This window comes from uncultured Adlercreutzia sp. (assembly GCF_958431955.1).
In the GTDB taxonomy this organism is placed as follows: domain Bacteria; phylum Actinomycetota; class Coriobacteriia; order Coriobacteriales; family Eggerthellaceae; genus Adlercreutzia.
The window spans coordinates 43,275-66,680 of sequence record NZ_CAUASN010000005.1 but is presented as its reverse complement, the minus strand read 5'-3'; the positions used below and the strand labels follow the sequence as shown (position 1 = coordinate 66,680).

Below are 23,406 nucleotides of genomic sequence, written 5' to 3'. Positions count from 1 at the left end.
TTACGCCGAGGGGCAGCGGGGACGGCGTAAAGTCGATGGGGGGGGCGCAGGCTCCCGCATCCCAGAAGGCCACGCCCGAGTCCAGGCCAACGCGCGAGCAGCCCGCACCGCCTCCCTAGCGCGGGGCCGCTGCGGCGGCGTTGCCGCCGGCCTCGCTCGTCTGGGCGCGCAGGCGGCCGGCCACGAGCGCCACGGCGAAGACGGCTGCGGCGAACAGCGCCATCACCCCGGCGCAGAGCAGCACCTCGCCGCCGGGGGCAGAGGCGGCCGCGGCGCCCAGCCCCGTGCAGAGCCAGTGCACCGGCGTGAACATGGCCGCGGTGCGCACCGCCTCGGGCATAAGGTCGGCGCTGACCCACACCCCGCCAAGAAACGACAGCACCATGCCGACGATGTTGCCCACGGTATTCGACACGTTCTCGCCGCAGCCCAGCTGCCCCAGCAGAAACGCGATGGCCAGCGGCACCAGCAGAAAGGCCAGCACGAGCCCCAACACGGCGGCCAGGGCACCGGGAGGAAGCGCCGCGGCCGCATCGCCGAAGACCGCCAGGCCGATACCGACGATGACCGCGCATACCCCCAGGGCCACCACGAGCCCCGCCAGGGCCTTCTGCAGGCCCAGGGACAGCCCCGATGCGGGCGACACGGTAACGCGCCGGCGCACATCGGTGCGGTTGAAGGCGCCCATGAGAATACCCACCGACACCACCACAGCCACCGTGAGGGGATACGCGCTCCACTTCAGGTAGAAGATGAAGGCCTCGCAACCGGTCGCCTCGCCGGGCGCGGGAACCTCCCGGATGGTCGCGGCCTTCTCGGATGCGGCCTCGGCCTGGGCCACAACCGCGCCCGCATCGGCCTCTGGCTGCAGGGCAGCGGCGGCCCGGATCAGCTGCAGGTACTGGTTCACCTGGGTGTCCACCAGCGTCGCCCCCATCGATTCGAAGCTGAACACCGTCTCAAGGCGCGGCGCGGCAGCGCGCTCGCGGGCCGCCTGCAGGAAGCTTTCCTGAAACCCCTCAGGCACGATGAGCAGGTAGCGCACCTCGCCCGTGGCCACGGCGTCCTGGCACGCCCGCAGCTCGTCGGGCACCTCCACCGAGGGCCCCTGCTCCGCCAGAAACGCCGCCACCGAGCACGAGAGTTCGGACTGGTCGCGGTCGATCACCGCGAAGGGAATCTCGGCCGGCTCGTACTCGTCCGACATCGCCGGCGGGTACAGACCGCTCGTCACGAACAGGCCCATGAGGCTCAAAAACCCCACGTATATGATGAGATAGATGGGATGCTTCGCCACGATCTCAAGCGCGTACCTACAGGCTCGCATAGCGCTGCCTCCTCATGAACAGGGCTCCCACGGCGAACAGCACCGCCGCAAAGACGCCGATCTCGGCCACGTTCGCCGCGAACACCTCCAACCCGTCGTAGTAGTACAGGCTGTAGAACATGTCGCAGATGGCCTTGGCGGGGTTCAGCGACGCCAGCACGGGGAACTCGCGCGCGACCAGATCGGCCAGTTCCATGCACGGCTCGCCGTAGAGCCCCGTGAACAGCGACAGCAGGCACACGAGGCCCGTGAGAATGCCCGTCTTCGACCCCAAATCGATCTTGGGAAGGGTCCCGAGCGCGGTGCCCAGCGCGCAGGCCAGAAGCGCAGCGGCGGCCAATCCCGCGACGCACCACCCCTCCCGGCCGGCGAAATCGACCCCCACCACCAACCGCGTGTACAGAAACGCGACGACCAGGCAGCCGAAGCTCACGAGCCAGCAGGCCCCAAGCGTCGCCGCCAGGGTGCGCGTGCGCCCGATGGCCCCCAGCGCCCGGCGCGCGCCCAGGGGCGACAGGTTCGGCTGGGTCCAGCAGATGGCGAACACGGCGATCTGGGCTCCGAACAGGGCGGCCATGGCGAAGAGCGCGTAGTAGAAGCGCACGGTCTGCGCCGGGGCGCTGCGGGTGAGCGACACCTCCTCGGTGGCATCTTCCCCGTCGAAGGCCGCGGCAACGCGGTCGGGGTCGGCGAGCAGGGCCGGGTCGGTCATCGCGAGGAACGCCATCAGGTCGGCATCGCGCACATAGGCCGTCGCCACCGACTCCAGGATGGTGCGGTCGACATCGTCGGCCGAGGTGCTGGCCCCTATCTGGAGCCCCGGAGACAGCGTCAGCTCCACATCGCCGCCATCCACGGCAAACACCCCCATCACCTCGCCGCCCGTCAGGGCGCGAAGGGCCTCCTGGGAATCGCCGAAGGCGCGCACCTCCAGCAGCTGGTCGTCGCCCGGCTCGGCCAGGGCCTCCACCACTTCCGAAAAGGGCGATGCGTCCCACGCCTCGTCGGCCACCACGGCCGTGGGCACCGGGTCGAACGCGGTGGCGTCCTCGATGCCCGCGAACATGAACATGAAGATGGTCGCCATCAGCATGGGGAAGGCGAGCGACCAGATGAACAGCCCCCTCTCACGCAGCAGCGCGCGCAGGGTGCTGACAAACAGCGTGCCCATGGCGCCTCCTAGTCCCTCAGCTCTTTGCCGGTGATTTCCAAGAACACGTCGTTCAAGGTGGGCGGCTCGGCGTACACGCGGCCCAGCGGCAGCCCCGCCGCCGCCAGCACCGCCAGCACATCACCCACATTGTGCGCGCCCTGCTCGCATTGCACGACCAGCTCCGGCTCCGCGTAGGTCACGCGCCGCACGTGGGGCAGCGCCTCCAGCTGGCCGCGGGCGCCGTCGGGAAGGGCCGCCACCTCCACGAGGATGCGCTCGCCGGCGCCGACCATGGCCTTCAGCTCGGCATTGGTGCCCACGGCCACCGAGCGGCCCCGGTCCATGATCATGATGCGCGAGCAGATCTCCTCCACCTCTTCCATATAGTGGCTCGTGTACACCACGGTGCAGCCGGCCTCGTTCATGGCGCGGATGCCCTCCAGAATGGCGTTGCGACTCTGGGGATCCACGGCCACCGTGGGCTCGTCGAAAAACGCAAGGCGGGGCTTGTGCGCGATGCCGCAGGCGATGTTCAGACGCCGCAGCAGGCCGCCCGACAGCTTCCGCGGGCGAAACGACGCGTAGTCTTGAAGCCCCACGAACGCGATGGCCTCATCCACCAGGCGCGCCCGCTCGCGGGCCTCGCCCACGTACAGCGCGCAGAAGAAGTCTATGTTCTCGCGCACGGTGAGCTCCTCGAACAGCGCCACGTTCTGGGGCACCACGCCGATCATGCGCTTCAGGTCGTAGCGGGTAGGGCCCATGGGCTGCCCGAACAGCGAGATGGAGCCCTTGTCGTAGGTGAGCAGCTGCAAAATGCAGTTGATGGCCGTGGTCTTGCCCGAGCCGTTGGGCCCGAGCAGCCCGAATATCTCGCCCCGGGCGATCGCCAGGTTGAAGTGGTCCAGGGCCACCACGTCGCCGTAGCGCTTCACCAGGTTCTCCACAGCCACGATATCGCCCGCGGCGCGCTCGGCGCCGAATGCCGTGCGTGCATCCACAGGCCCTCCTTCCCTCGTCAGGTTCGCTGATTGCATTATTCCAAGGGAGCGGCGGCGGCAGAAGTGCCAAATGTCACGGTTTTCGCCCGCCCGGGTGGCGCGCCCTTATAATGGCCCCATGGATCGCGCCATCGACAACACCGTTCTTCTGGCCCTGGGCATTCCCGTCGCGCTTCTGGCGCCGGCCGGGCCCGCAAGCGTGGCCTCGCTGCTCGCAGCTATATGCGCCGCCTGCACCGTCGAGCTCGCCAGGCGCAGGCCAACGCGCCTCATCGCAGCGGGCGGCCTGCTCGCGGCGGCGGCCGTGATGCCCCCGCTGGCCGCCTTCGCGGCGCTGGCGGCCTACGCGGCCTGGGCCTTCCGCCTCGGCGCCCTGCGCTGGGCGTGGCCGCTTCCGCTCGTCTGCAATGCGGTGGCGGGAAGCCTCGCGCTGGCCGCGGCCGCAGCGGCCTTGGGGCTGCTCGCCTGCCTCATGGGATGGCGCGCCCGGCGCAACGCCGAGGAGCGGGAGCGCCTGCGCTCGCTGCGCGACACGGTGCAGGAAGAGCGGCTCGCCCTCGCCGAGCGTGCCCGCGACCTGGCCGAGCGCCAAGATCTGGAAGTCAGCTGCGCGGTACTCGGCGAGCGGGCGCGCATCGCCCGGGAAATCCACGACAACGTGGGGCATTTGCTCACCCGCTCAGTGCTGCAAGTTCAGGCCGTAAGCGTAGCCCACGGTGCCGATACGCCCGTGGCCCGCGACCTGGACGCCGTGGCGGAAACCCTGCACGAGGCCCTGGACACCGTGCGCGCCTCGGTGCACGATTTGCACGACGCGGCCCTGGACGCGCGCACGGCCTTAGAGACGCTCGTCGCGGAGTTCCCGGGGCTCGACGGCAGCCTCTCGTTCCAAGCCGGCGCCCTGCCGCGGCCCGTAGGCCTCGCCGTGATCGCCATCGTGCGCGAGGCGCTCTCCAACGCCTCGAGCCACGGGCTGGCGCGCCATGCCACGGTGCTCGTCACGGAGTTTCCCAGCTTCTACCAGCTTATCGTGGAAGACGACGGCCGCGCGGGCTGCGCCGAGGCGGCTCCGGGCAGCGCGGGGGCGCGGGCGGCGGTCCCTCCGGCGACCGCGGGCCTCGGGCTCACCTCCATGGCCGAGCGGGCAGAGGCCCTCGGGGGCACCTTCTCCTTCGCCCCGCTCGCCGCCCCGCGCACGGGCAGCCGCGTGTTCGCCACCTTCCCTAAGCCCCAGGAGGACGCATGAGCGCCGACGCCAACAGCACCGGCAACGCCAACGCCATCATCGTGATCCTCGTCGACGACGATCCGCTCATCGTGCAGTCGCTGCGCACCATCCTGGAGGCCCGCGGCGCCGTGCGCGTGGCAGGCACGAGCACCGAGGGCGAGAAGGCCGCGGACTTGTACGCCGCCTGCCGCCCCGACATCGCGCTGCTGGACATCCGCATGCCGCGCACCTCGGGCCTCGCCGCAGCCGAGCGCATCCTGGCCGCCGACCCGAAGGCCCGCGTGGTGTTCCTCACCACCTTCGCCGACGACGACTACATCGTGCGCGCCCTGGCCCTGGGGGCCCGCGGATACCTCATCAAGCAGGAGGTCTCCACCCTGGAAGGCGCCCTGCGCGCGGTCATGGACGGGCAGATCGTCATGGGCGCCGAGGCGAGCGAGCGCATGGGGGCGCTCGCGGGCCGCAGCCTGGGCGGCGGCAGCGCCCTTGCCGGCAGCCTGACCGAGCGCGAACGCGAGGTGGCCGAGCTCATCGCCGAGGGGCTGGACAACCGGGAGATAGCCGCCGCGCTGTACCTGTCCGAGGGAACCGTGCGCAACCACATCTCGGCCATCCTCCAGAAATGCGGCCTGCGCAACCGCACTCAGATCGCCATCGCCTGGTGGCGCTAGCGGCCGAGGCCCTGCAATTTCGTGCAAGAAATCGTCGGCGGAACGCCTATCATGGTCACGTTATGGAAGCACCCCGCGCCCCACATACCGAATCAGTGCGCTGCGTCCTGGGCGGCACCGTCGAATTTCGCCGTTTCGCCGGCCTCGACCGGCCATTCGCGCCCCATGCCCACGATTACCCGGTTATCGGCCTTATGCGCGACGGGCGCCGGCTCCTCGAGTGCAGGCGGCGGCGCTACCGCCTCGATCCGGGATGCCTGCTGGCCCTGAACCCCGGCGATGTCCACGGCTGCACACAGGAGGGCGTAAGACCGCTCGTCTACGACAGCGTGGCCCTCGTGGGCGTTGCCGACTGCCCTCCCCTGCGCGGCCCCGTGGTGAAAGATCCCGCAGCCGCGGCCCGCATGGACGACATCGCCGCGCTCGTGGATGCGCCCGTCCCCGACGACGAGCGCCTCGAGGAGGCGATCTGCCTGCTCGTGGGACAGCTGGCGGTTTCGCGGGAAGCCGCGCCCTGCGACCACTCGGCTCAGACCATGGCCTCCTATCTGCGCGACCACGCGTCGCAAACCGTGCGCCTCGATGAGGTGGCAGCCGCCGCCGGCCTCGACAAGTACCGTGCCCTGCGAACCTTCAGCGCCGCCTTCGGCATCACGCCCATGCGCTACCTCGCCTCGCTGCGGGTGGAACGCGCCCGGGAGATCCTGGCCGCCGGAGCGAGCTGCGCCGAGGCCGCCTGCGCGGCCGGCTTCTCCGACCAGGCCCATCTGACGCGCGCCTTCAAAGAGCGGCTGGGCATGACCCCGGGCTTCTACCAGCGCGCCGTGGCGGCCGACGCCGCGAAGGAGACGCGCCCGTGAAAGCCCATCTGCTCGCCGCCTTCACCGTGTTCGTGTGGGGCATCACCTTCGTGTCCACCAAGGTGCTGCTCGCCGACTTCTCGCCGCTGTGGATCCTCTTCATCCGCTTCGCCCTGGGCACCGTCGCCCTCATCTGCCTGCGCCCCCGCATCCTGCGCCTGCGGAAGCGCCGCCACGAGCTCCTGTTCGCCCTGGCAGGGCTGACGGGCATCGCCTGCTACTTCCTCATGGAGAACGTGGCCCTCACGCTCACGAGCGCCACCGCCGTGGGCGTTATCGTGGCCACCTCGCCGCTGTTCTGCGCGCTCATCGCCGTGGCGCGCGGCAACCGCGGCGCGCTGTCGGGCCGCTTTATCGCCGGCTTCGTCCTGGCCATGGCGGGCATCGCGCTCGTCAGCTTCGCGAGCGGAGGAGCCCTCGGCGGCGACGTTGCGGACAACCTCGCCGGCTGCGGCCTGGCCCTGGCGGCGGCGCTCGTCTGGGCCGTCTACTCCACCACCGTGGCGCGCATCGCCGATGCCGGCTACGAGACCTTGGCCGCCACCAAGCGCATCTTTCTGTGGGGCCTCCTGTTCATGCTGCCCGCGCTGCCCTTCGCCGGCACCCTGCCCCCGGGCGTGGTCCTCGTCGATCCGGTGAACCTCGCGAACCTGGCGTTCCTCGGTCTGGGCGCCTCGGCCGCTTGCTTCGTCACCTGGGGTTTCGCTGTGAAGCATTTGGGCGCGGTGGTCACGAGCACCTATATCTATCTCGTGCCGGCCATTACCGCCACGGCCTCCGTCATCGTGCTCGCCGAGCCCTTCACCGCCCCCATCGCCACGGGCCTCGTTCTCACCATCGCGGGCCTCGCGCTCTCGAATCGCTAGAAACCGCGAGGGGCGCACCCGCGGCCGCCGTGCGCCGTAGTACAATGGCGGCACCCTTCCCCGCTGACGAAAGGATGCTCCCATGGCCGTGATCCCCGACTCCGTGCAGGTTGCCTTCGATCGCGCGGCGGCATCGCGGGCGCTCGTGGTACCCGCCGTCCCCGATAAGCTCGCGCCCCTCGCGGCCGCCGACCTTCTCGAGGGCCCGGGCGCGTCCCTCGAGGCCATCGATGCCCGCGACCTCACCATTACCGGGGAGAGCTTCTCCGAGCTGGAGGCGGCCCACGCCCGCTTCGCGAACTGCGCGCTGCCCGACTGCGACTTCTCCGGCGCGCTTTTCACCGACACGGTGTTCGAGGGCTGCGACTTCTCCAACGCCTCCTTCGACGGGGCCGGGTTCACCCGCTGCACCTTCAAGAACTGCAAGCTCACCGGCGCGTCGTTCATGGAGGCGAACCTCGAGCAGGTGTCCCTCGCCGACTGCACACTGGCCTACAGCGCCCAGAACCGCTGCCGCTGGTGGGGCGTTGAGGCCGCGCGCTGCGACTTCTCCGGCGCCGACATGGCCGAGATGGAGCTGCACTACGTGATGCTCGACGACGACCGCTTCATCGGCACGAGCTTCTTCCGCACGCCGCTGCTCGGCATCGACTTCACCACCTGCCAGCTGGAAGGGGTGGCGCTCTCAGACACCATGGCGGAAATCTACGGCACGAAGATGAACGTGTACCAGGCCGCCGCCCTCGCGCGACGCCTGGGCGTGATCGTCGCGGAATAGAAAAGGGCGCCGCCGTCCCGATCTGACGGCGGCGCCTCCATGGCAAAATCCGCAGCTGCGGCGATGCGGCGGCCGCCCTTAAGCGGCCATGCGGTCGTCGCGCACCCGGCGAACGAGCAGGCGCGGGCGCACCACCCGCCGCGGCAGGCGCGCGAGGGCCGGAGCCGTCTCGCGAGCCGGGGCGTCCGCGCGGCCGTCCACGTAGGTGGCAGCCACCACCGTGCCCACGATGAGCGCCGCACCGGCCAGGCCCATCGGCGAGAGGGTCTCGCCCAAAAACAAGTAGGCGAACAGCGCCGTGAACACCGGCTCGCCCGTCAGCAGTAGCGACACCGTGGTGGAGGAAAGCCGATCGAGCGCCAGGCTCTGCAGGAAAAACGCCAGGCAGGTGGAGAACAGGGCCAGAAACGCGATGATGCCCCAGGCCACCGGGCGCACCGCCGCCACATCCAGCGCCGGCTCCCACAGAAGCGCGCAGCCCAGGCACAACGCGAAGGCCACGGCGATCTGCGTGCCGGCCACGGTAACGGCGTCCAGCTCGGCCAAGGCCTGCTTGCCGAACACGAGCGCTCCGGCCAGCGCCACCGACGAAGCCAGCGCCATCAGCTCGCCCGGCCCGATGGCCAAGCTGCCGCCCTGGCTGCACAGCAGGTAGAGTCCCGCAGCCACCCCTACCTGGAAGGGGATAATCGCCTTCGGATAGCGCCCGCGCTCCGCAATCGTGGAGAGGATGGGCGCGAACACCACCGGCAGCGCCACGAGGAAGCCCACGTTGGTGGCGGTCGTCAGGTCGAGGGCCACGTTGCAGCACAGATACGACACCGCCATGCACAGCGCCTGGGGCAGCCACGTGCGCACGCGCACCCCGCGCAGGCGACGGGCCATGCGGCGGCCGAAGAAGAGGGCGAACACCACGGTGGCGAGCCCGAAACGCACGGCCAAACACCACAGGGGCGTGATGGACTCGTAGGCGAACTTCGTCACGGCGCTTCCCGATCCGAAGATGACCACTTCAATGAGCACGAAGACCACGAACGGCCACCGCGCTTGCTTCCACTGGCTCATGATGCCTCCTCTCGCTTCCCGTGGCGCGCCGCCGAACGCCGGCCGCGCACCCCCTTCAAAGCGCACAATACCAAGCCCCCGCGGGGGCGCCTTTTCTTTGAATTTGGAACGATTGACATACTAAGCCTCGCCTTAATGAAAGTAAAACGGGACTTCTTGTAAAACATTTGAAGAAAGTCTTATACTTGTGCGCATGCACGACGAAAGGGGGCCTTTCGTGTCCAACCAGAAATACGATGCGTTCCTCACCGTGGCGCGCCTGGGAAGCTTCAAGGCGGCGGCCGAGGAATTGGGCTATACCCAGGCCGGTATCAGCTATTTGGTGAATGCGCTGGAGAAGGAGCTAAGCCTCACGCTGTTCGTGCGCGAGTACGGCGGGGTGCACCTCACCACCGAGGGACGCGAGGTGCTCGGCCTTGTGCAGACGATCAACGCCGACGAGCACGCGCTCGCCACCCGCGTGCGCGAGCTGAACGACCGGGAGGGGGGCCTCGTGCGCGTCGGGTCGTTCACGAGCGTGGCCATCGAGTGGTTCCCCGGCATCGCCAAGGCGTTTCTCGCCCAGTACCCGAAGATCGACCTGAAGCTTCTGTGCATCGACGACGAGCAGGAGCTCGTGGAGGCGGCCTGGGAGGGCCGGGCCGACTGCGCGTTCTCCATCGCGCCCGAGCGGCGCGACCTGGACGCGGTGCCCCTGCACACCGACCCGCTCCTCGTGGTGCTGCCGCCCGACCATCCGCTGGCCCACGCCGAAATCTTCCCCACCGAGGCCCTGGCGAGCGAGCCCTACATCCAGCTCCAGGGCAACGCGCGCCCCTCGGAGATGGAGGCGCTCTTCGAGGCCAACGGCGTCGAGCCCAACGTGCGCTTCACCGTGGACTCCGACTACGCCGTCATGTCCATGGTGAGCGCGGGGCTCGGTTTCTCGGTGCTGCCGAGCCTCATCCTGTCGCGGCCCCTGTTCCCCTTGGCCGTGCTGCCCGCCGAACGCGAGTGCGCCCGCGAGATATCGCTGGCCGTGCGCTCCGAGGGCACCGCCTCGGCCGCCACCCGCGCCTTCGTGGAGGTAGCCCGCACCTGGGTGGCCGAGCGCTACGGCGCCTAAGGGAGCCGGCGGCCCGAGGCCCGGCGCGTCCAAGGAGGGCCGCCGGCAGCGACCCTCCTTCAAGGGGAGGACAAGAAGTTCTGCAGAATCCAGCCTTGGCGAACTGCTACGCCCAGGGTTCCTCGGCAGATGCATTCCTGCCCGCAATACGCCCGAAGGTGTAGCAGCTGGCCACCGATGCGCCGCTGCCGCAATAGCCCGTTCCGAGGATATCGCTCGCATTGCGACCCGCCGAGTACAACCCGGGAATGGGCGCGTCATCGAAGGCGGCGAGAACCTGAGAATCAGTATTGATCTTCAACCCCCCGTAGGTAAAGAGGCCGTTGAGGGTCGTCGCCGCCACCGCATAGAAGGGCGGCTGGGAAATCGGTCGCGTATACTCGGGGCGCTTCATCCACAGCGGGTCTTCACCCTGCTGGGCATACTCGTTGTAATAGGCGATGGTGTTCTCGAGAACCCCCACGGGCATCTCGAGAGCCGCAGCAAGGGCATCCACCGTGTCCGCCTGAGCGACGACGACGTCTCCCACTTCCTTGATCTCGGCCATCTGGTCGTAAGTCTGCTGATCGAAAACCATATAGCAGGTCTCGTAGTCCCGGTAGTAATAGGGATTGCGGACCATCTGCGCATAATACGAACCAGCGTAGTGATCCTCGGCAATGAAGCGCACACCTCGCTTGTTCACAAGCGCACTGAAGAGGAGTGGACCGCCGACGACGCTGTCTCGCGCTATCCAAGCGCCGTGAGAGAGCTGGCCATAGGCGAAGTTCATGTGCCGCGTGTCGGCCCCCACGCCCTGACCCATACGAATCCCGTCACCGGTGTCTCCCTCTGTGCCGATGATGAAACTTCCCACGGCGTAAGGCACGTACTGTTGCACCATAGCATCGTTGTAGGCGAATCCGCCGGAGCACAAGATAACCCCCTTGTTGGCCTTGACGGTATAGGGGCTCCCGTCCTTTTCGGCCTGAACACCAACCACACGGCCCGTTTCCGGATGCACGATCAGACGTTTGGCGGGTGTTTTGTAGAGAATCTCGGGATCAAAATCCTCGACTGCCTTCTGAAGGGGCGCAAAGAAGCCCGATCCGTTCTTTGCGCCCGTCAACGTTCCCTCCAGATCGTCGGTCAGGCCATCGACCCAATGACTGTGCGGCACGGCCTCGCAGTACCCCACGTAGTCGAGATTGAGCTCGTCGCCCGTACATGCTAGACCAGCGCTGTAGTTCTCCTCCTCAGGCCACGGAGGATTGTAGCCGGGCTGGAACACAACCCCCAGAGTGTCCACGAGCCAGTGATACAAATCGAGGGATTCATCTGCCATTACCCGACAGTGATCCTCGCTGACACCGGGACCCGTTGCCGTGACAAGATATTGGTAGTAGTTGTCGGGCGTCTCGTCGAACCCAGCCGCCACCTGAGTGGGCGTCCCACCGCCCATATAAATGAGACCGCCACATATGTTGGTCGAGCCGCCGGCCTTTGACTGCTTCTCCAGAATCGTCACTGAGGAGCCTGCATTCAGGGCCTCCCACGCCGCAGCGGCTCCGGCGCCGCCAAATCCTACGACCACCACATCCGTCTCGGCATCCCAGGCGTCAGGCAGCCCGACGGGACTAAGAGGCTCAGCCCCTTCCGTCGACTGCTGAGGAGCGCACGCGCTCACTGCGCCCGCAGCCAGTATGGCACCCCCGACGGCAACGCCCCCTCTGAAGAAAGAGCGACGGCTCAGCGAGACCGGCCTCTTCCCGCACTCATCATAACGCACTGTCATTGCATCTCCCTTCCTCGGTTAAAAGTCGCGCCGGCGCAACACCGGCGCAATCCCCATCCTAGGAGACGAAGAGTTTGTTGTGACCATATCGAATTCTCTGTTTGTCCCCATTTTCCCGTAAGAAACATATGGGTTTAGCTCGTGCGCCAGACGGATATAATGTTGTCAGTGGACACGCTTACCGACAACTACTCCTTTTCCGGGGAAAGCCGCACCGCCCTACTGCGTGCGGCCCGCATCGTGGGCTTCGCGTGTCTCCTTGCGTGGTTTAGCGCGAGTGGGTTCCTCTCGTCATCTCCGTCAGCCAACCGCTCGGACACCCTCACCTTGGCGGCGTTCACCCTGCTGCTATTCGGCACCGCCGTCGCCGCGCGGGGTCGAATAGCGCGATGCAATCATCCGCTGGCATACCCCCTCCTCGGCGCAGCCGCGGGCCTGGGAACCGTCATCCCCTCTTTTGTCGACGACCTCGTCGTAACAAGCGCAATATGTCCCCTCATCACGGCCGTCGGTCTCAGCGTCTTCACGCTCGGATGGGGCAGCCTTTTCAGCGGACAGGATATGGAGAAGGTCATCCCGGAAACCATCATGGCGCAAATGCTCATGTCGGTCATACACTTCACCTCCTATTTCCTGCCTCCGCTTCCGGAAACTGTCGTCAGAGGCGCGCTTCTCGTCGGGTCGGGCCTTATGCTCGCCATCGCGCAGAAGACCTGCCACCCGCGGCAGGTCGCTCGCGAGCGCCTGTCTCGCAGCATCCCGACAAGCTCAGCGGGACGGCGCATCCTCGTCCGATTCATCGTTGCCATCAACCTCTGGTCCATCGCCATCAACTTGCTCTACAACATATACCGCTATTGCGCGCCTCTCGATTTCGCCGGCCTTTCCGCACCCGCCGCCCTCATCGAAGTGCTCTTCCTAGGGCTACTCCTCATCGTCACCAGTGTTTGCGCAATGAGGGACGCCCAGCTCTACACCATCATCTTCGCCACCGTTCTTCTCGCTTTTCTCCTCGTGCCCGTTCTCGGGATCGAGAGCTCGGTACCGTTTTACGCGCTGTTCCTCGGGTTCGCCGCGCTGTCCGTGCTCACATGGATCCTCTCCGCGCAAATTTGCCGGGAGCACTCCCTCGGTCCCGGCATGGTATACGGTTGCTCCATCGGCTCTTTTCTGGGGCTACAAATCGTTCTGGCCCGCGTCGCAGCCCAAGACGTCTTCAGCGAGATCGCCTCCTCGCCCGTCGAGCTCAACGCTCTTTGTCTTGTGGGGGCATTCATTTCCTTTGTCGCCTACCAGATGGTATTCAATCGGCGCTCCGCCCTGTGGTCGAAGCAAGCTGCCGGATCGAACGAAACCCCGATTGTCGTTCCCGACGAAAACGATACTGACCCGCGGCCGCATAGTGCCGACCCTTTCGACCACTGGGATGTCTTCGCCGAAACCTATCGCCTCACTCCCCGCGAAAGCGAGGTGCTCCTCCTCTTTGCACGGGGGCGCAGCTACGAGCGCATCCAAGAGGCGCTGATGATCTCGCGGGGAACCGTCAACTACCACATGGCAAATGCCTACCGGAAGCTTGGCGTCTCAAGTCGCCAAGACCTCCTCGACCGTCTCGACGAAACCGTTCGGGCAATTAAGAGATAGGCGCAGCTGGCGCTTCCAGGCGGTCTGCGAGACCGCGTGCCGGACGCGCCGAAAAGACGCGCAGATTTCCCTTGACGGGTGTGTATAGGTGTGTATATACTGTGCTTGTAGGGTATATACACTATTCACGCTTCTGAGGCATCCGGGACGCTGGGGCCGCGGAAGCCGACCGAGGGGCCGGCTGCGCATCGAGCGCCGCGCGCCCCGCGAAAGAGGCACATTGGACATCATCATAGCGAATGGAAGCAGCAAGCCCATCTACGAGCAGATCGCCGACGCCGTGAAAGCGACCATCCTCACCGGGCAGCTGGCCGAGGGCGAGGCCCTTCCCTCCATCCGTGCACTTGCGAACGATCTGCGCGTCAGCGTCATCACCACCAAGCGCGCCTACGCGGAGCTGGAGGAAGCCGGCTTCATCGATACTGTGCAGGGCAAAGGATCGTTTGTGGCCGGCGGCAACGGCGAGCTCCTCCATGAGGAGAGCCTGCGCCGCGTGGAGAGTCACCTGGCCCGTGCCGTCGCCGAGGCGGCGGCCTCCGGCATCGGAGCCGACGAGGTGCGCGAAATGCTGGACGTGCTGCTGAGCGAGCAATAGCGAGAGGAACCACCCGTCATGACCAACCTCATCGACATAGAGAACCTGGGGAAGCGCTACGACGACTTCACCCTCAGCGGCGTGAACCTGGCCGTGGAGCCGGGCTGCGTCGTGGGATTCATCGGCTCCAACGGCGCCGGCAAGACCACCACTTTAAAGGCGACCCTCGGCATCATCGGCGCCGACGAGGGCACGGTGCGCCTGTTCGGCCAGGCCGTCACGCCCGGCTCGGCGGCCCTCGACGAGCTGAAGAGCCGTATCGGTGTGGTGCTGGACACCTGCGCCTTCCCGAGCACCTACCGCGTGCGCGACGCGGGCCTCCTCGGGCGCGCGGCCTACGCCACGTGGGACGCGGCCCTCTTCGACCGGCTCCTGAATACCTTCGGGCTGGCCCCCAAGAAGAAGGTGAGCGAGCTGTCGCGCGGCATGGGCATGAAGCTGACGCTGGCCTTCGCCCTGGCGCACCACCCCGAGCTGCTCGTTCTGGACGAGGCCACGGCGGGGCTCGACCCCATGGCCCGCGACGAGGTGCTCGACATCCTGCGCGACTTCATGGCCGACGGCGAGCGCGGCATCCTCATGTCCACCCACATCACCTCCGATTTGGAGAAGATCGCCGACACCGTGGCCTGCATCGACGGCGGCCGCATGGTGTTCACGAAGCCCAAGGACGTCATCACCGACGAGGCCGGCGTGGCCCGCTGCCGCGCCGCCGAGGTAGAGACGCTCCTCTCATCTGGCCTGTTCGCCCCGGACGCCCTGCGCCTGCTGCGCCACGACTACGGCGTGGACGTGCTCGTGCCCGACCGCTTCGCCGCCGCCCGTGCCTTCCCCGACCTGGTCGTGGACAAGGCCACCATCGAAGACTACATGACGCTGATGCTGAAGGGGGAATCCCGATGAAGACCATGATCGTATCCGACTTCGCCACCATGCGCAGCGCCCTGCTGCAACTTGTCGGCATCTGCCTCATCATCGCGGTCTTCATGGGCGTCATCGCCGACACGGTGGTGGGGGCCGTGGCTGCCATCACCGCCATGCTGCCCTTCATGTTCTTGTTCTCGCTGGCCGCCACTGACGAGCAGAACGGGTGGGAGCGCTTCCGACTCACCATGCCCATCACCCGGCGCCAGGTGGTATTCGGCCGCTACGCGAGCCTCGCGCTGCTCATGGCCGTCACCGCCCTCTTCGGGCTGCTGCTCGCCGCCGCCCTCATCGGGGTGGCAACCGCACTGCCCGCGGGCACAGCGCCGGCGGGGCTTACGGCCGAGGCGAATCCGCCGACCCTGATCATCGGGGCGGTGGTGGGTATTGTGGTCGTCATCGGCGTGGGCGCATCGGTGGCGCTGCCCCTCATCACGCGCTTCGGCATGACCCGCGGCGCGCGCATCGTGCCGCTCGTGGTGGTGCTGGTCATGTCGGCCGCCATCGGCTTCATCGGCGACGGCGCGGCCATCGACAGCGCGCTTACCGGCCTTGCGCAGTGGCTCGATACCGGCAACAACTACCTGTTCCTCGCCGCGGCCATGCTGCTCGCCGTCTCCGCTATCTACATCGCGAGCGCCTTCATCTCCGCCAAGCTCTACGAGGGCCGGGAGTTCTAAGCCCCTTCTGAAAACCTTGTGAATCTCTTGCTTTGGTCTGATTTCGGACTATACTAGCGAACTCGTTAGTCCGAAATCAGACCATTTTTGTTTCGAGGAACCTATGACCGCCGCACCAAAGACCAGCACCGCAGCCACCCCCGAGCGCACCGCGGAGACCATCCGCGCCATCGACGACTTCTACCGCCGCGCCGACGAGCTGTACCGCCAGACCGCCTGGCGCATGGGGCTGGCCGACTGCGCCTTCGACATCTTGTACGCCCTCATGGAAGAGGATGGCCTCACCCAGAAGCAGCTGTGCGAGCGCGGGTTCTCCTCGAAGCAGACCGTGCACTCCTCGGTGAAGCGCCTGCAGGCCAAAGGGCTCATCGCCCTGCGCGGCGACAGCCCCCGCACCATGCGCGCCTTCCTCACCGAGCGCGGCCGCAGCGAGTACGAAGGGCCCATCCGCGCGGTGCTGGCCGCCGAGCGCGACGCCGTGGCCATCTTCAGCGACGAGGAGCAGCGCTGGCTCACGGGGGCCATGGAGCGCTACATAGACGCGCTCGATGCACGGCTGTCGGCCCTCTCCTTCCGTTAGCCAGCATCGATCTGGGTCGCCGGCCGCGGGCCCCGGCCAAACGCCCCGAGCCCGGCGCCCCCGCGCCTCCTCGGCGTCCGCCCCTTCCGCACTTCCGTACCACCGCACCACCCCGAAAGGTTTTCCCATGCCCGTCGATATGTCCAAGCATTTCTCCACCAGCGCGCTCATCAAGTTCACGCTGCCCACCATCGCCATGATGATCTTCACCTCGTGCTACACCATTGTGGACGGGTTCTTCGTGTCCAACTTCGCGGGCAAGACGGCCCTTGCCGCCGTGAACCTGATCTTCCCCGCCGTGATGATCTTGGCCTCCGTGGGCATGATGGTCGGCACCGGCGGCAGCGCGCTTGTGGCCAAGACCTTGGGCGAGGGCGACCGTCCCCGGGCCCGGCGCCATTTCTCGCTGCTCGTTATCTTCGCCTTCGCCGTGGGCTCGGTGCTCGCCGTCGGCGGTTGGTTCTTCATGGAGCCCACGTCGCACCTCCTTGGCGCCACCGGGCCGATGGCCGCCCAGGCCACGCTCTACGGGCGCATGATGATGATCTCCATGCCGTTTTTCATCCTGCAGTACGCCTTCCAGAGCTTCTTCGTCACGGCGGGCAAGCCCAACTACGGCTTCTACGTCATCGTGGCGGCCGGCGTGGCGAACATCCTGCTCGACCTGCTGTTCGTCGGCGTGTTCGGCTGGGGGCTCGTCGGCGCGGCGCTGGCCACCAACATCGGCGAGCTCATCGGCGGCGGCGTGCCGCTCGTGTATTTCGCCCGCAAGCGCTCCACGCACCTGTACTTCGTGCGACCGCACCTGCGCTGGCCCGTTATCGGGAAGGCCTGCCTGAACGGGTCGTCGGAGATGGTCACCAACATCGCCATGAGCCTCGTGGGCATCCTGTTCAACTGGCAGCTTCTGCGCTTCATCGGCGAGGACGGCGTGGCGGCCTACGGCGTCATCATGTACACGGCTATGATCTTCTCCGCCGTGTTCATGGGCTACTCGATCGGATCGTCGCCCCTCATGAGCTTCCAGTTCGGCGCGCAAAACCACACCGAGATGCGCTCGCTTCTGTGGAAGAGCCTGGGGCTTATCGCCGTGGCCAGCGTCGTCATGTTCCTGCTGGGCCAGTGGCTCGCCGGCCCCCTGGCGGCCATCTTCGTCAGCTACGATGCCGCCTTGCTGGAGCTGACCACGACGGCCTATAAGCTCTACGCGCTCTGCTACCTGTTCATGGGATTCGCCATCTACGCCTCGGCGTTCTTCACCGCGCTTAACAACGGGCTCGTCTCGGCGACCATCTCGTTTCTGCGCACGCTGGTGTTCCAGGTGGCAGCCGTCATCGCGCTGCCCCTGGTCTTCGGCATCGACGGCATCTGGCTCGCCGTCACCGTGGGCGACGCGCTCACATGCCTGGTGGCCGCCCTCTTCATGATCGCGCTCTCCGGCCGCTACGGCTACCGCAAGCGGGGAAAGAAGCCCGCAGCGGCATAGAGGCAGCTGCGGGCTCGGGTGCGCGGAGCGGCGGAAGCGCAGGCCCTACAGCCCGAAAGCCTTCCGCAGCTGTCGGGCCTTCTGGGCGAAGGTGGGGGCGAACAGCTTGATCTCGCGTTCGGGGCAGCCGTTTTTGCGGGCGACGTCCTTCCAGAGCATGGTGGAAGCCAGCACGCGGCCGACCACCTCGCGGGCGGCATCCTCGCTCAAGCCAGCGTAGGCCGCCAGATCCCGCAGCCCGCGCTCCTCCCGATCGCCGCGCTCGCCCGCGATGGAGGTCACCCTGAACGCGCCCTCCTCGGGATTCGAATTCACATCGAAGAGGGGCGCCATATCCCAGCCCTTCTGTTGCCGTAAGAACCCCCAGTTGCGCAGGTGGTCGTCGGTATTGGCAATGGCCACCGAGAAAGTCACCCGGGCGAACAGATCCTGCAGCTGCACAGCCGGCTCGGAAGCCAACTCGGCCACAACTTCAGCAAGCTCGGCGTAGTCCCGCGCGTCGCCGTCGGCACTCCCCAGGGCGGTCATGCCGCTCATGAAGGGAATGCGCGCGCCTCGGACAAGCGAGCCTGCGCGGTCGAACCGCTCGAGGAGCAGCACCCACTCGTCCCCGATGCAGATAAGCTGCGCAGCTGGAACCGCGATGCCCGCAGCGGCCGCCATATCGAGCGCCGTCTTCTCCCACGCCATCACGTTCCACTCATCGGAAGGATGGGAGAACTTCGCCAGCAAAAGACGGTCCCCATCGCAGACGGAGGCCTTGGGCCGCGCACCGCCGAGCGAGCCGGAGCCCGCGTTCAGCAGCGCTTTCACCTCGGCGCGCCCCGCCTCGCCGAGGGCCACCTCGCGGCTTGCGTGCAGCAGCCTCGGCAACTCCACCAACGGCGGGATGGCTGCGCGTTCTGCCAGATAGGACCCTCCCGGCTCACGAAACCTCAGCGATCCCTCGCGGGTCATGTCGAAGACGCCGATCAGGTAGTCGACCTCGTCCAGCTGGCGCGGCGCGCGGTTGTCGGCCGCGGCCGCCGCACGATGGTCGCGCTCCACCAAATGCCTGCCCCACCGATCCGGCGCCGAGTCGCGAAACGCCCCCGGCAGCCCCTCGCAATGCTGGGGGCCGGAACGCAGGGGCAGGGCCGGATCGATGGCGTAGGAAGCAGCATCTTCCAGGTAGGAGTCGGCATAGGAGAACGTCGTGGAAACCATGCCGCGGCGCAGGCTGAAGCGCGCCGTTCCCACCATGCGCTCGGCCCCCGCCGAGCCGTCGACCACCTCAAAAAGCGGGACCATCGCTACCGCCTCACTCTCTGGGGGAGCTCTTGATCGGCGCGCAGGCGACCGTAGTCCGTCTCATAGGGGTCGAAGGCGTCTACGACGCGGTCCATGATGCCAACCATGGTCGCCACGTTCAGCACCGTCTCGAACGAGACCGACGGGTCGCCGTTCTCCAGACGGGAGATGGTGCCGCGACTCACGTTGGCCTTCTCCGCCAACTGCTGCACCGTGAGCCCGCGCAGCTTGCGCCACGTGCACACGCCCTCGCCGACGCGCTTGGCCGCCAGCTTCGTCTTCATGGGAGTGGGCCGCTTCATGAGTCTTCCTTAATGTCGTAAATATAGATCTTTAAACCAGTTTATGACCGTTGTTTACGACATTATAGCACAATGGATGGCGACATCCCCGCCTTCGCGGAAGTTGCCAATAAGCGCGAAGGCGGCACGCTTGTTGCATGCCGCCTTCGCTTTCGCAGACTGCTCTTACACGGCGTCGGCGCGGAGGGCCTCCACGACGCTGTCGGCGCGGCAGCGGTGCATGCCGTAGGCCACGGAGATGCCCATGGCCGCCGCCGTAAGGGCCACCGACAACGCCACGTAGCCCCAGGGCAGCGCGAAGCCGAGACCGCGCATCGACTGGGCCACCATCACCCACAGAAGCCACGCGACCCCCGCTGAGATAATAAGGCCTGGCACCAGCCCCGCGATGCCGAAGTGCGCGCACTCGTCGGCGATAAGGCGGCGGAACTGCCCGTCGGAAAGGCCCACCGACTTCATGACGGCGAACTCGCGGCGGCGCAGGATGAGGCTGTTGGTAACCGTGTTGAACACGTTCGCCATGGCGATGAGCGCCAAGATGACGGTGAACAGGAGGCAGAACACGTTCACGATAGTGGCGAGCATGCGGGCGGAGTCCTGCTGCTCCAGGTAGTCGTTGTAGGAGTAGAACGCCAGCTCGTAGGGGCTCTGGTCGTGGAAGAACTCGGATCCGCGGGTGGCAAGCTCCTCGGAGAGCGCTCCGTGGTCGCCGTCGGCGGCATCGAAGTAGGCGTAGAACACCGGATCCACGCTACCGAGACTCGAGAAGGAGGCGGCCGACATGGGCAGGAAGAGCTGGAGTCCCTCGCCCGGGCCGCCCGCGAGCGCCGGGGCCTCGTCGGTTATAGCAGCGATTTCCACCGGTACCCGGGCCACCTCCACATCGTCCAAGGACAGCTCGTCGATACCGCGCGCCGCGTCGCTGTCGTCGAGCATGAAGGGCATGAACCGGTAGGTAGGGGCACCGCCCTCGGCTGTCATGTCGTAAGTCAGGCTGAAACCGTCGACGGGCTCGCCCTGATAAGTGGCCGCTGTGAGCACCTCGATGGTGCCTGGCGCGCGCAGCACGTCGATGAGCTGATAGACCGAGCCGTCGTTGCCGTAGCCCTTTGCGAGCGCGATGGCCCGCACCTGGGACGGATCGCGGTAGTCGGCCGGGTTCTGACCGAGGCTTTCCGCATAGGCGTCGAAAGCGGCATCATCCAGGTAGATCACCGAGCCCACCGTGCCGTAGCTTCCGTCGGCGAGAGGGCCTCCGTTCAGGGAACCGTCCTCGCGGAAGGCCTCGCCCACCATGGACTCGGGCAGCACCGCATCCACCCCGCCGGAGAGCTTCCAACCCACGGGCCGGGCATTCGGCGTAGCGCTCAGGTAGTCGAAGGCTCGGGTGTACAGGTCGGCCTCCTCGGCCAGCAGCGCGTCATCGGCCGCCATGAGCGATTCGGGAGTCGCAGGCTCGGAGGGCTTCGCATCTGCTGCGGGCGCTTCGGACGAGTTCGTGCCATCGGGTGCGGCCTCACCGGTCGTGTCTTCTGCCTCTTCCGTGGTCGCAAACGAGAACTGGGCCATAACTCCCACCTCGCCGGGCAATTCCCCGCCGCCGGCCACATCCACCAGCGTGCCGAGGAACACGTTGAGCGACCCGGCCGTCATGAGCAGCACGATAGCCAGCGCCAGCGACACCGAGGCCGCGCGTCCCTTCCCCGTGCCGCGCTGGCGGTTCACGCGGGCCAGCACGCCGCCCACGCCGAACAGGCGGTCCATCACGCCGCGGGCCTTCCACAAACGGCTCGTCTCCGTGCACTTCGCCGCCCGGTCCGCCCCGCGCCGGGTCACGCGCACCGAGCTTGCGCTGCGCAGCGCATCGATGACGTTCGTGCGGCTCGCGCGCTTCGCCGGTATCCACACCGACACGAGCACGGTAACCAACGTGAGCGCCGCCGCCGCGCCGAGAGCCGCCCCGTTCACCACGACGCGGAAGGCAACACCCACATCTCCCATCACCTGGGCGATGGAAGGCCCGAGCGCCGCGAAGGTGGCCGCGCAGCCGGCAAGGCCCACCACGAGCCCGAGCGGAATGCCCGCGCAGGCCACGAGCGCCCCTTCCAGCACCACCGCACGGCGCAGCTGGCGGCGCGAGGCGCCCACCGACGAGAGGAGCCCGAACTGCTTCACGCGCTCGGCCACCGAGATGTTGAAGGCGTTGAAGATGAGCGACACGCAGGCGATGACGATGACCGCGGCCAGCACGAGCACGATGCCGTAGAACGTCGACCAGATGGCCGAGTCGTCGGAGATGCCCATGTAACGCAGCATGGCCGTATGCAGCACGATATGGTCGTCGGGGAAGAGCGCCTCGGCGCGTTCGCTCACCTGCTGCACGTCGGCCACGCCGCTGAAGGCCAGGTAGATGTCGGTATAGGCGGCCGAAGTGTCCGCGTCAGCCGACCCGGACACGGCTCCGCCAGACCCGTTAGCCCCATCGGCCACGGTAAGGCCCGCCATGCCCACCGACGATGACAGCGCGTAGCCCGATCGGTTGTAGAAGCCCACCACGGTGTAGGTGCGCGGCTCCGCGTTCACGAGCTCCTCGTTGAAGGGCGCCCCATCGGGCGTTGCCTGCAGGTAGCCCATGGACGAGTTGAGCGGCGTGCCGTCCTCGATGGTGTGGGGCGCGGTCTCCTCTCCGGCAAAGCCCCAGCCGGCTTCCATCTCGGCCGTTTCCGCATCCGCATCGGGAGCGGCTACGGCCACGCGCTGGCCCACGTTGAAGGTGACCTCGTCGCCGACGTGCAGGCCCCCGTAAGTCTGCCAGGTGGCAAACAGCATGATCTCGCCAGCGCGTTCGGGCAGGCGCCCCTCGCTCGGCTGGATAGCGCAGAGGTTTCCGATGTCGCCCGCGAAGGAGCGGATGGGCACGTAGAGGCCCTGTCTCTCCTGCTGCACGGCGGTCAGCTCCGCGAAGCCCACATCGGTAAGCGCGGCTACGCCGGTCACCCCGGGCTCTTCGGCGATCGTGTCCACCTCGGTGGCGGCAGCGTCTCCTTCGGCCTCCACCCGGGCCATCCACGTGCCCGCGAGCGCCTCCTCGGAGCGGTACAGGTAGTCGTTCAATGAGGCGTAGGTGGTGAGCACCGCCGTGAGCAGCGCCGCGGCCAGGGCCACGCCGGCCACCGTCACCAGCGTGCGCACCTTGTTGGCCCGCAGCGACTTCAGCGTGAAGTTCGTCATGGCGTTCATCGGCGGATCCTCTCGTCACGCACGATGCGGCCGTCCTCCACGGCGATGATGCGATCGGCCGCGAGCGCGATCTCCTCGTCGTGGGTGATGACGATCATGGTCTGGCCGAACTCGCGGTTGGAATCGCGCAGAAGCTGCATGATCTCGCAGCTGTTGCGCGTGTCCAGATTGCCCGTGGGCTCGTCGGCGAGCACCACCGACGGCGCGTTCATGAGCGCGCGCCCAATGGCCACGCGCTGCTGCTGACCGCCCGAAAGCTGGCTCGGCAGATGCCCCTCGCGGCCCTCAAGGCCGAGGCGCGCCACCAGGTCGGCCAGGCGCGCGCCGTTCACCGCGCGGCCGTCGAGGGCCACGGGCAGCGTCATGTTCTCCACCACGTTCAGCACCGGCACCAGGTTGTAGAACTGGTACACGAGTCCCACCTCGCGGCGGCGGAACACCGCCAGCTCCTCGTCGCTTCGCGCGTACACGTCGGCGCCGTTTAGGAGCACGTGGCCCGAGGTGGGGCGGTCCACGCCGCCGATGAGGTGCAGAAGCGTCGACTTGCCCGAGCCCGACGAGCCCACGATGGCCACGAACTCGCCCTCGGCCACGGTAAACGACACATCGTCCAGCGCGCGGGTGGCCGCCTCCCCTTCCCCGTAGACCTTCGTCAGATGGCTGACGGTCAGAATATCCATGGAAGTGCCTTTCTTCTCCTGGTTTCCCAATCTACGGAACAAGTATGGGCAAGCGTTCTTGCCGCCCCATAACGCGCCCATTACGGAAGTGTAAGCGAAAAGCACAGAGAATCGAGACCCCCTGAGCAGCCTGCCCGCAAAAGAGCGTGGACGAGAG

General features: G+C 67.1%; 21 protein-coding genes. 12 read left to right on the top strand and 9 right to left on the bottom strand.

Annotated elements, in window-relative coordinates:
- Nucleotides 1-115: 115 nt before the first annotated feature.
- From Q5064_RS02890 to Q5064_RS02880, 3 genes are read right to left on the bottom strand one after another with little or no spacing between them, the layout of a single operon-like run.
- On the bottom strand, nucleotides 116-1,327 hold the full coding sequence (locus tag Q5064_RS02890; protein ID WP_302962128.1) for an ABC transporter permease: 1,212 nt from the start codon (nucleotides 1,325-1,327) through the stop codon (nucleotides 116-118).
- The gene (locus Q5064_RS02885) at nucleotides 1,314-2,498 is read right to left on the bottom strand and encodes an ABC transporter permease (RefSeq protein ID WP_302962126.1); all 1,185 of its coding nucleotides are present in this window, start codon (nucleotides 2,496-2,498) and stop codon (nucleotides 1,314-1,316) included. The genes Q5064_RS02890 and Q5064_RS02885 overlap by 14 nt, the downstream gene beginning before the upstream one ends.
- A gap of 8 nt (nucleotides 2,499-2,506) precedes the next feature.
- Nucleotides 2,507-3,481 (bottom strand): ABC transporter ATP-binding protein, encoded by a 975-nt coding sequence (locus tag Q5064_RS02880; protein WP_302962125.1) that lies wholly within the window; start codon nucleotides 3,479-3,481, stop codon nucleotides 2,507-2,509.
- Between the two features lie 118 nt (nucleotides 3,482-3,599).
- Here Q5064_RS02880 and Q5064_RS02875 point away from each other — a divergent pair, with 118 nt between their 5' ends.
- The 5 genes from Q5064_RS02875 to Q5064_RS02855 all read left to right on the top strand — a co-directional run bounded on the left by Q5064_RS02875 (nucleotide 3,600) and on the right by Q5064_RS02855 (nucleotide 7,884).
- Nucleotides 3,600-4,727 carry a sensor histidine kinase gene (locus Q5064_RS02875; protein WP_302962124.1) on the top strand — a complete coding sequence of 376 codons (1,128 nt, stop codon included), beginning with the start codon at nucleotides 3,600-3,602 and terminating at the stop codon, nucleotides 4,725-4,727.
- Entirely contained in the window at nucleotides 4,724-5,380 is a 657-nt protein-coding gene (locus Q5064_RS02870) for a response regulator transcription factor (RefSeq protein ID WP_302962123.1), read from the top strand. Before Q5064_RS02875 ends, Q5064_RS02870 begins: the two co-directional genes overlap by 4 nt.
- 62 nt (nucleotides 5,381-5,442) lie before the next feature.
- Nucleotides 5,443-6,240, top strand: a complete 798-nt coding sequence (locus tag Q5064_RS02865; RefSeq protein ID WP_302962121.1) for an AraC family transcriptional regulator — start codon at nucleotides 5,443-5,445, stop codon at nucleotides 6,238-6,240.
- Nucleotides 6,237-7,106, top strand: coding sequence for a DMT family transporter (locus Q5064_RS02860; protein ID WP_302962119.1), 870 nt, complete (start codon nucleotides 6,237-6,239; stop codon nucleotides 7,104-7,106). Before Q5064_RS02865 ends, Q5064_RS02860 begins: the two co-directional genes overlap by 4 nt.
- Nucleotides 7,107-7,188: 82 nt before the next feature.
- A complete protein-coding gene (locus Q5064_RS02855) occupies nucleotides 7,189-7,884 on the top strand; it encodes a pentapeptide repeat-containing protein (protein ID WP_302962117.1) in 696 nt (231 codons plus the stop codon).
- Between the two features lie 78 nt (nucleotides 7,885-7,962).
- Here Q5064_RS02855 and Q5064_RS02850 read toward each other — a convergent pair whose 3' ends face one another.
- A complete protein-coding gene (locus Q5064_RS02850; RefSeq protein ID WP_302962116.1) occupies nucleotides 7,963-8,949 on the bottom strand; it encodes a DMT family transporter in 987 nt (328 codons plus the stop codon).
- A 217-nt stretch (nucleotides 8,950-9,166) separates the two neighbouring features.
- On the opposite strand from Q5064_RS02850, the gene Q5064_RS02845 reads away from it, so the two are divergent.
- Nucleotides 9,167-10,054 carry a LysR family transcriptional regulator gene (locus tag Q5064_RS02845; RefSeq protein WP_302962114.1) on the top strand — a complete coding sequence of 296 codons (888 nt, stop codon included), beginning with the start codon at nucleotides 9,167-9,169 and terminating at the stop codon, nucleotides 10,052-10,054.
- 106 nt (nucleotides 10,055-10,160) lie between these two features.
- On the opposite strand, the gene Q5064_RS02840 is transcribed toward Q5064_RS02845, so the two are convergent.
- The gene (locus tag Q5064_RS02840) at nucleotides 10,161-11,828 is read right to left on the bottom strand and encodes an FAD-dependent oxidoreductase (RefSeq protein WP_302962112.1); all 1,668 of its coding nucleotides are present in this window, start codon (nucleotides 11,826-11,828) and stop codon (nucleotides 10,161-10,163) included.
- A 141-nt stretch (nucleotides 11,829-11,969) separates the two neighbouring features.
- On the opposite strand from Q5064_RS02840, the gene Q5064_RS02835 reads away from it, so the two are divergent.
- The 6 genes from Q5064_RS02835 (at nucleotide 11,970) to Q5064_RS02810 (ending at nucleotide 17,737) form a co-directional block, all read left to right on the top strand.
- A complete protein-coding gene (locus Q5064_RS02835; protein ID WP_302962110.1) occupies nucleotides 11,970-13,472 on the top strand; it encodes a LuxR C-terminal-related transcriptional regulator in 1,503 nt (500 codons plus the stop codon).
- A gap of 220 nt (nucleotides 13,473-13,692) precedes the next feature.
- Complete coding sequence (locus Q5064_RS02830) at nucleotides 13,693-14,067, top strand: GntR family transcriptional regulator (protein ID WP_302962109.1); 375 nt, start codon at nucleotides 13,693-13,695, stop codon at nucleotides 14,065-14,067.
- 18 nt (nucleotides 14,068-14,085) lie between these two features.
- A complete protein-coding gene (locus Q5064_RS02825; RefSeq protein WP_302962107.1) occupies nucleotides 14,086-14,970 on the top strand; it encodes an ABC transporter ATP-binding protein in 885 nt (294 codons plus the stop codon).
- Entirely contained in the window at nucleotides 14,967-15,671 is a 705-nt protein-coding gene (locus tag Q5064_RS02820) for an ABC-2 transporter permease (RefSeq protein WP_302962104.1), read from the top strand. The genes Q5064_RS02825 and Q5064_RS02820 overlap by 4 nt, the downstream gene beginning before the upstream one ends.
- Nucleotides 15,672-15,774: 103 nt before the next feature.
- On the top strand, nucleotides 15,775-16,251 hold the full coding sequence (locus tag Q5064_RS02815; RefSeq protein ID WP_302962103.1) for a MarR family winged helix-turn-helix transcriptional regulator: 477 nt from the start codon (nucleotides 15,775-15,777) through the stop codon (nucleotides 16,249-16,251).
- Nucleotides 16,252-16,378: 127 nt separating this feature from the next.
- A complete protein-coding gene (locus tag Q5064_RS02810; RefSeq protein ID WP_302962100.1) occupies nucleotides 16,379-17,737 on the top strand; it encodes an MATE family efflux transporter in 1,359 nt (452 codons plus the stop codon).
- Nucleotides 17,738-17,782: 45 nt separating this feature from the next.
- Here Q5064_RS02810 and Q5064_RS02805 read toward each other — a convergent pair whose 3' ends face one another.
- The 4 genes from Q5064_RS02805 to Q5064_RS02790 form a co-directional block, all read right to left on the bottom strand.
- The gene (locus Q5064_RS02805; RefSeq protein WP_302962098.1) at nucleotides 17,783-19,027 is read right to left on the bottom strand and encodes a type II toxin-antitoxin system HipA family toxin; all 1,245 of its coding nucleotides are present in this window, start codon (nucleotides 19,025-19,027) and stop codon (nucleotides 17,783-17,785) included.
- 2 nt (nucleotides 19,028-19,029) lie between these two features.
- Entirely contained in the window at nucleotides 19,030-19,329 is a 300-nt protein-coding gene (locus tag Q5064_RS02800; protein WP_302962097.1) for a helix-turn-helix domain-containing protein, read from the bottom strand.
- 165 nt (nucleotides 19,330-19,494) lie between these two features.
- Nucleotides 19,495-22,569 (bottom strand): ABC transporter permease, encoded by a 3,075-nt coding sequence (locus Q5064_RS02795; protein WP_302962095.1) that lies wholly within the window; start codon nucleotides 22,567-22,569, stop codon nucleotides 19,495-19,497.
- Nucleotides 22,566-23,249, bottom strand: a complete 684-nt coding sequence (locus Q5064_RS02790; RefSeq protein ID WP_302962094.1) for an ABC transporter ATP-binding protein — start codon at nucleotides 23,247-23,249, stop codon at nucleotides 22,566-22,568. The genes Q5064_RS02795 and Q5064_RS02790 overlap by 4 nt, the downstream gene beginning before the upstream one ends.
- Between the last annotated feature and the right edge of the window lie 157 nt (nucleotides 23,250-23,406).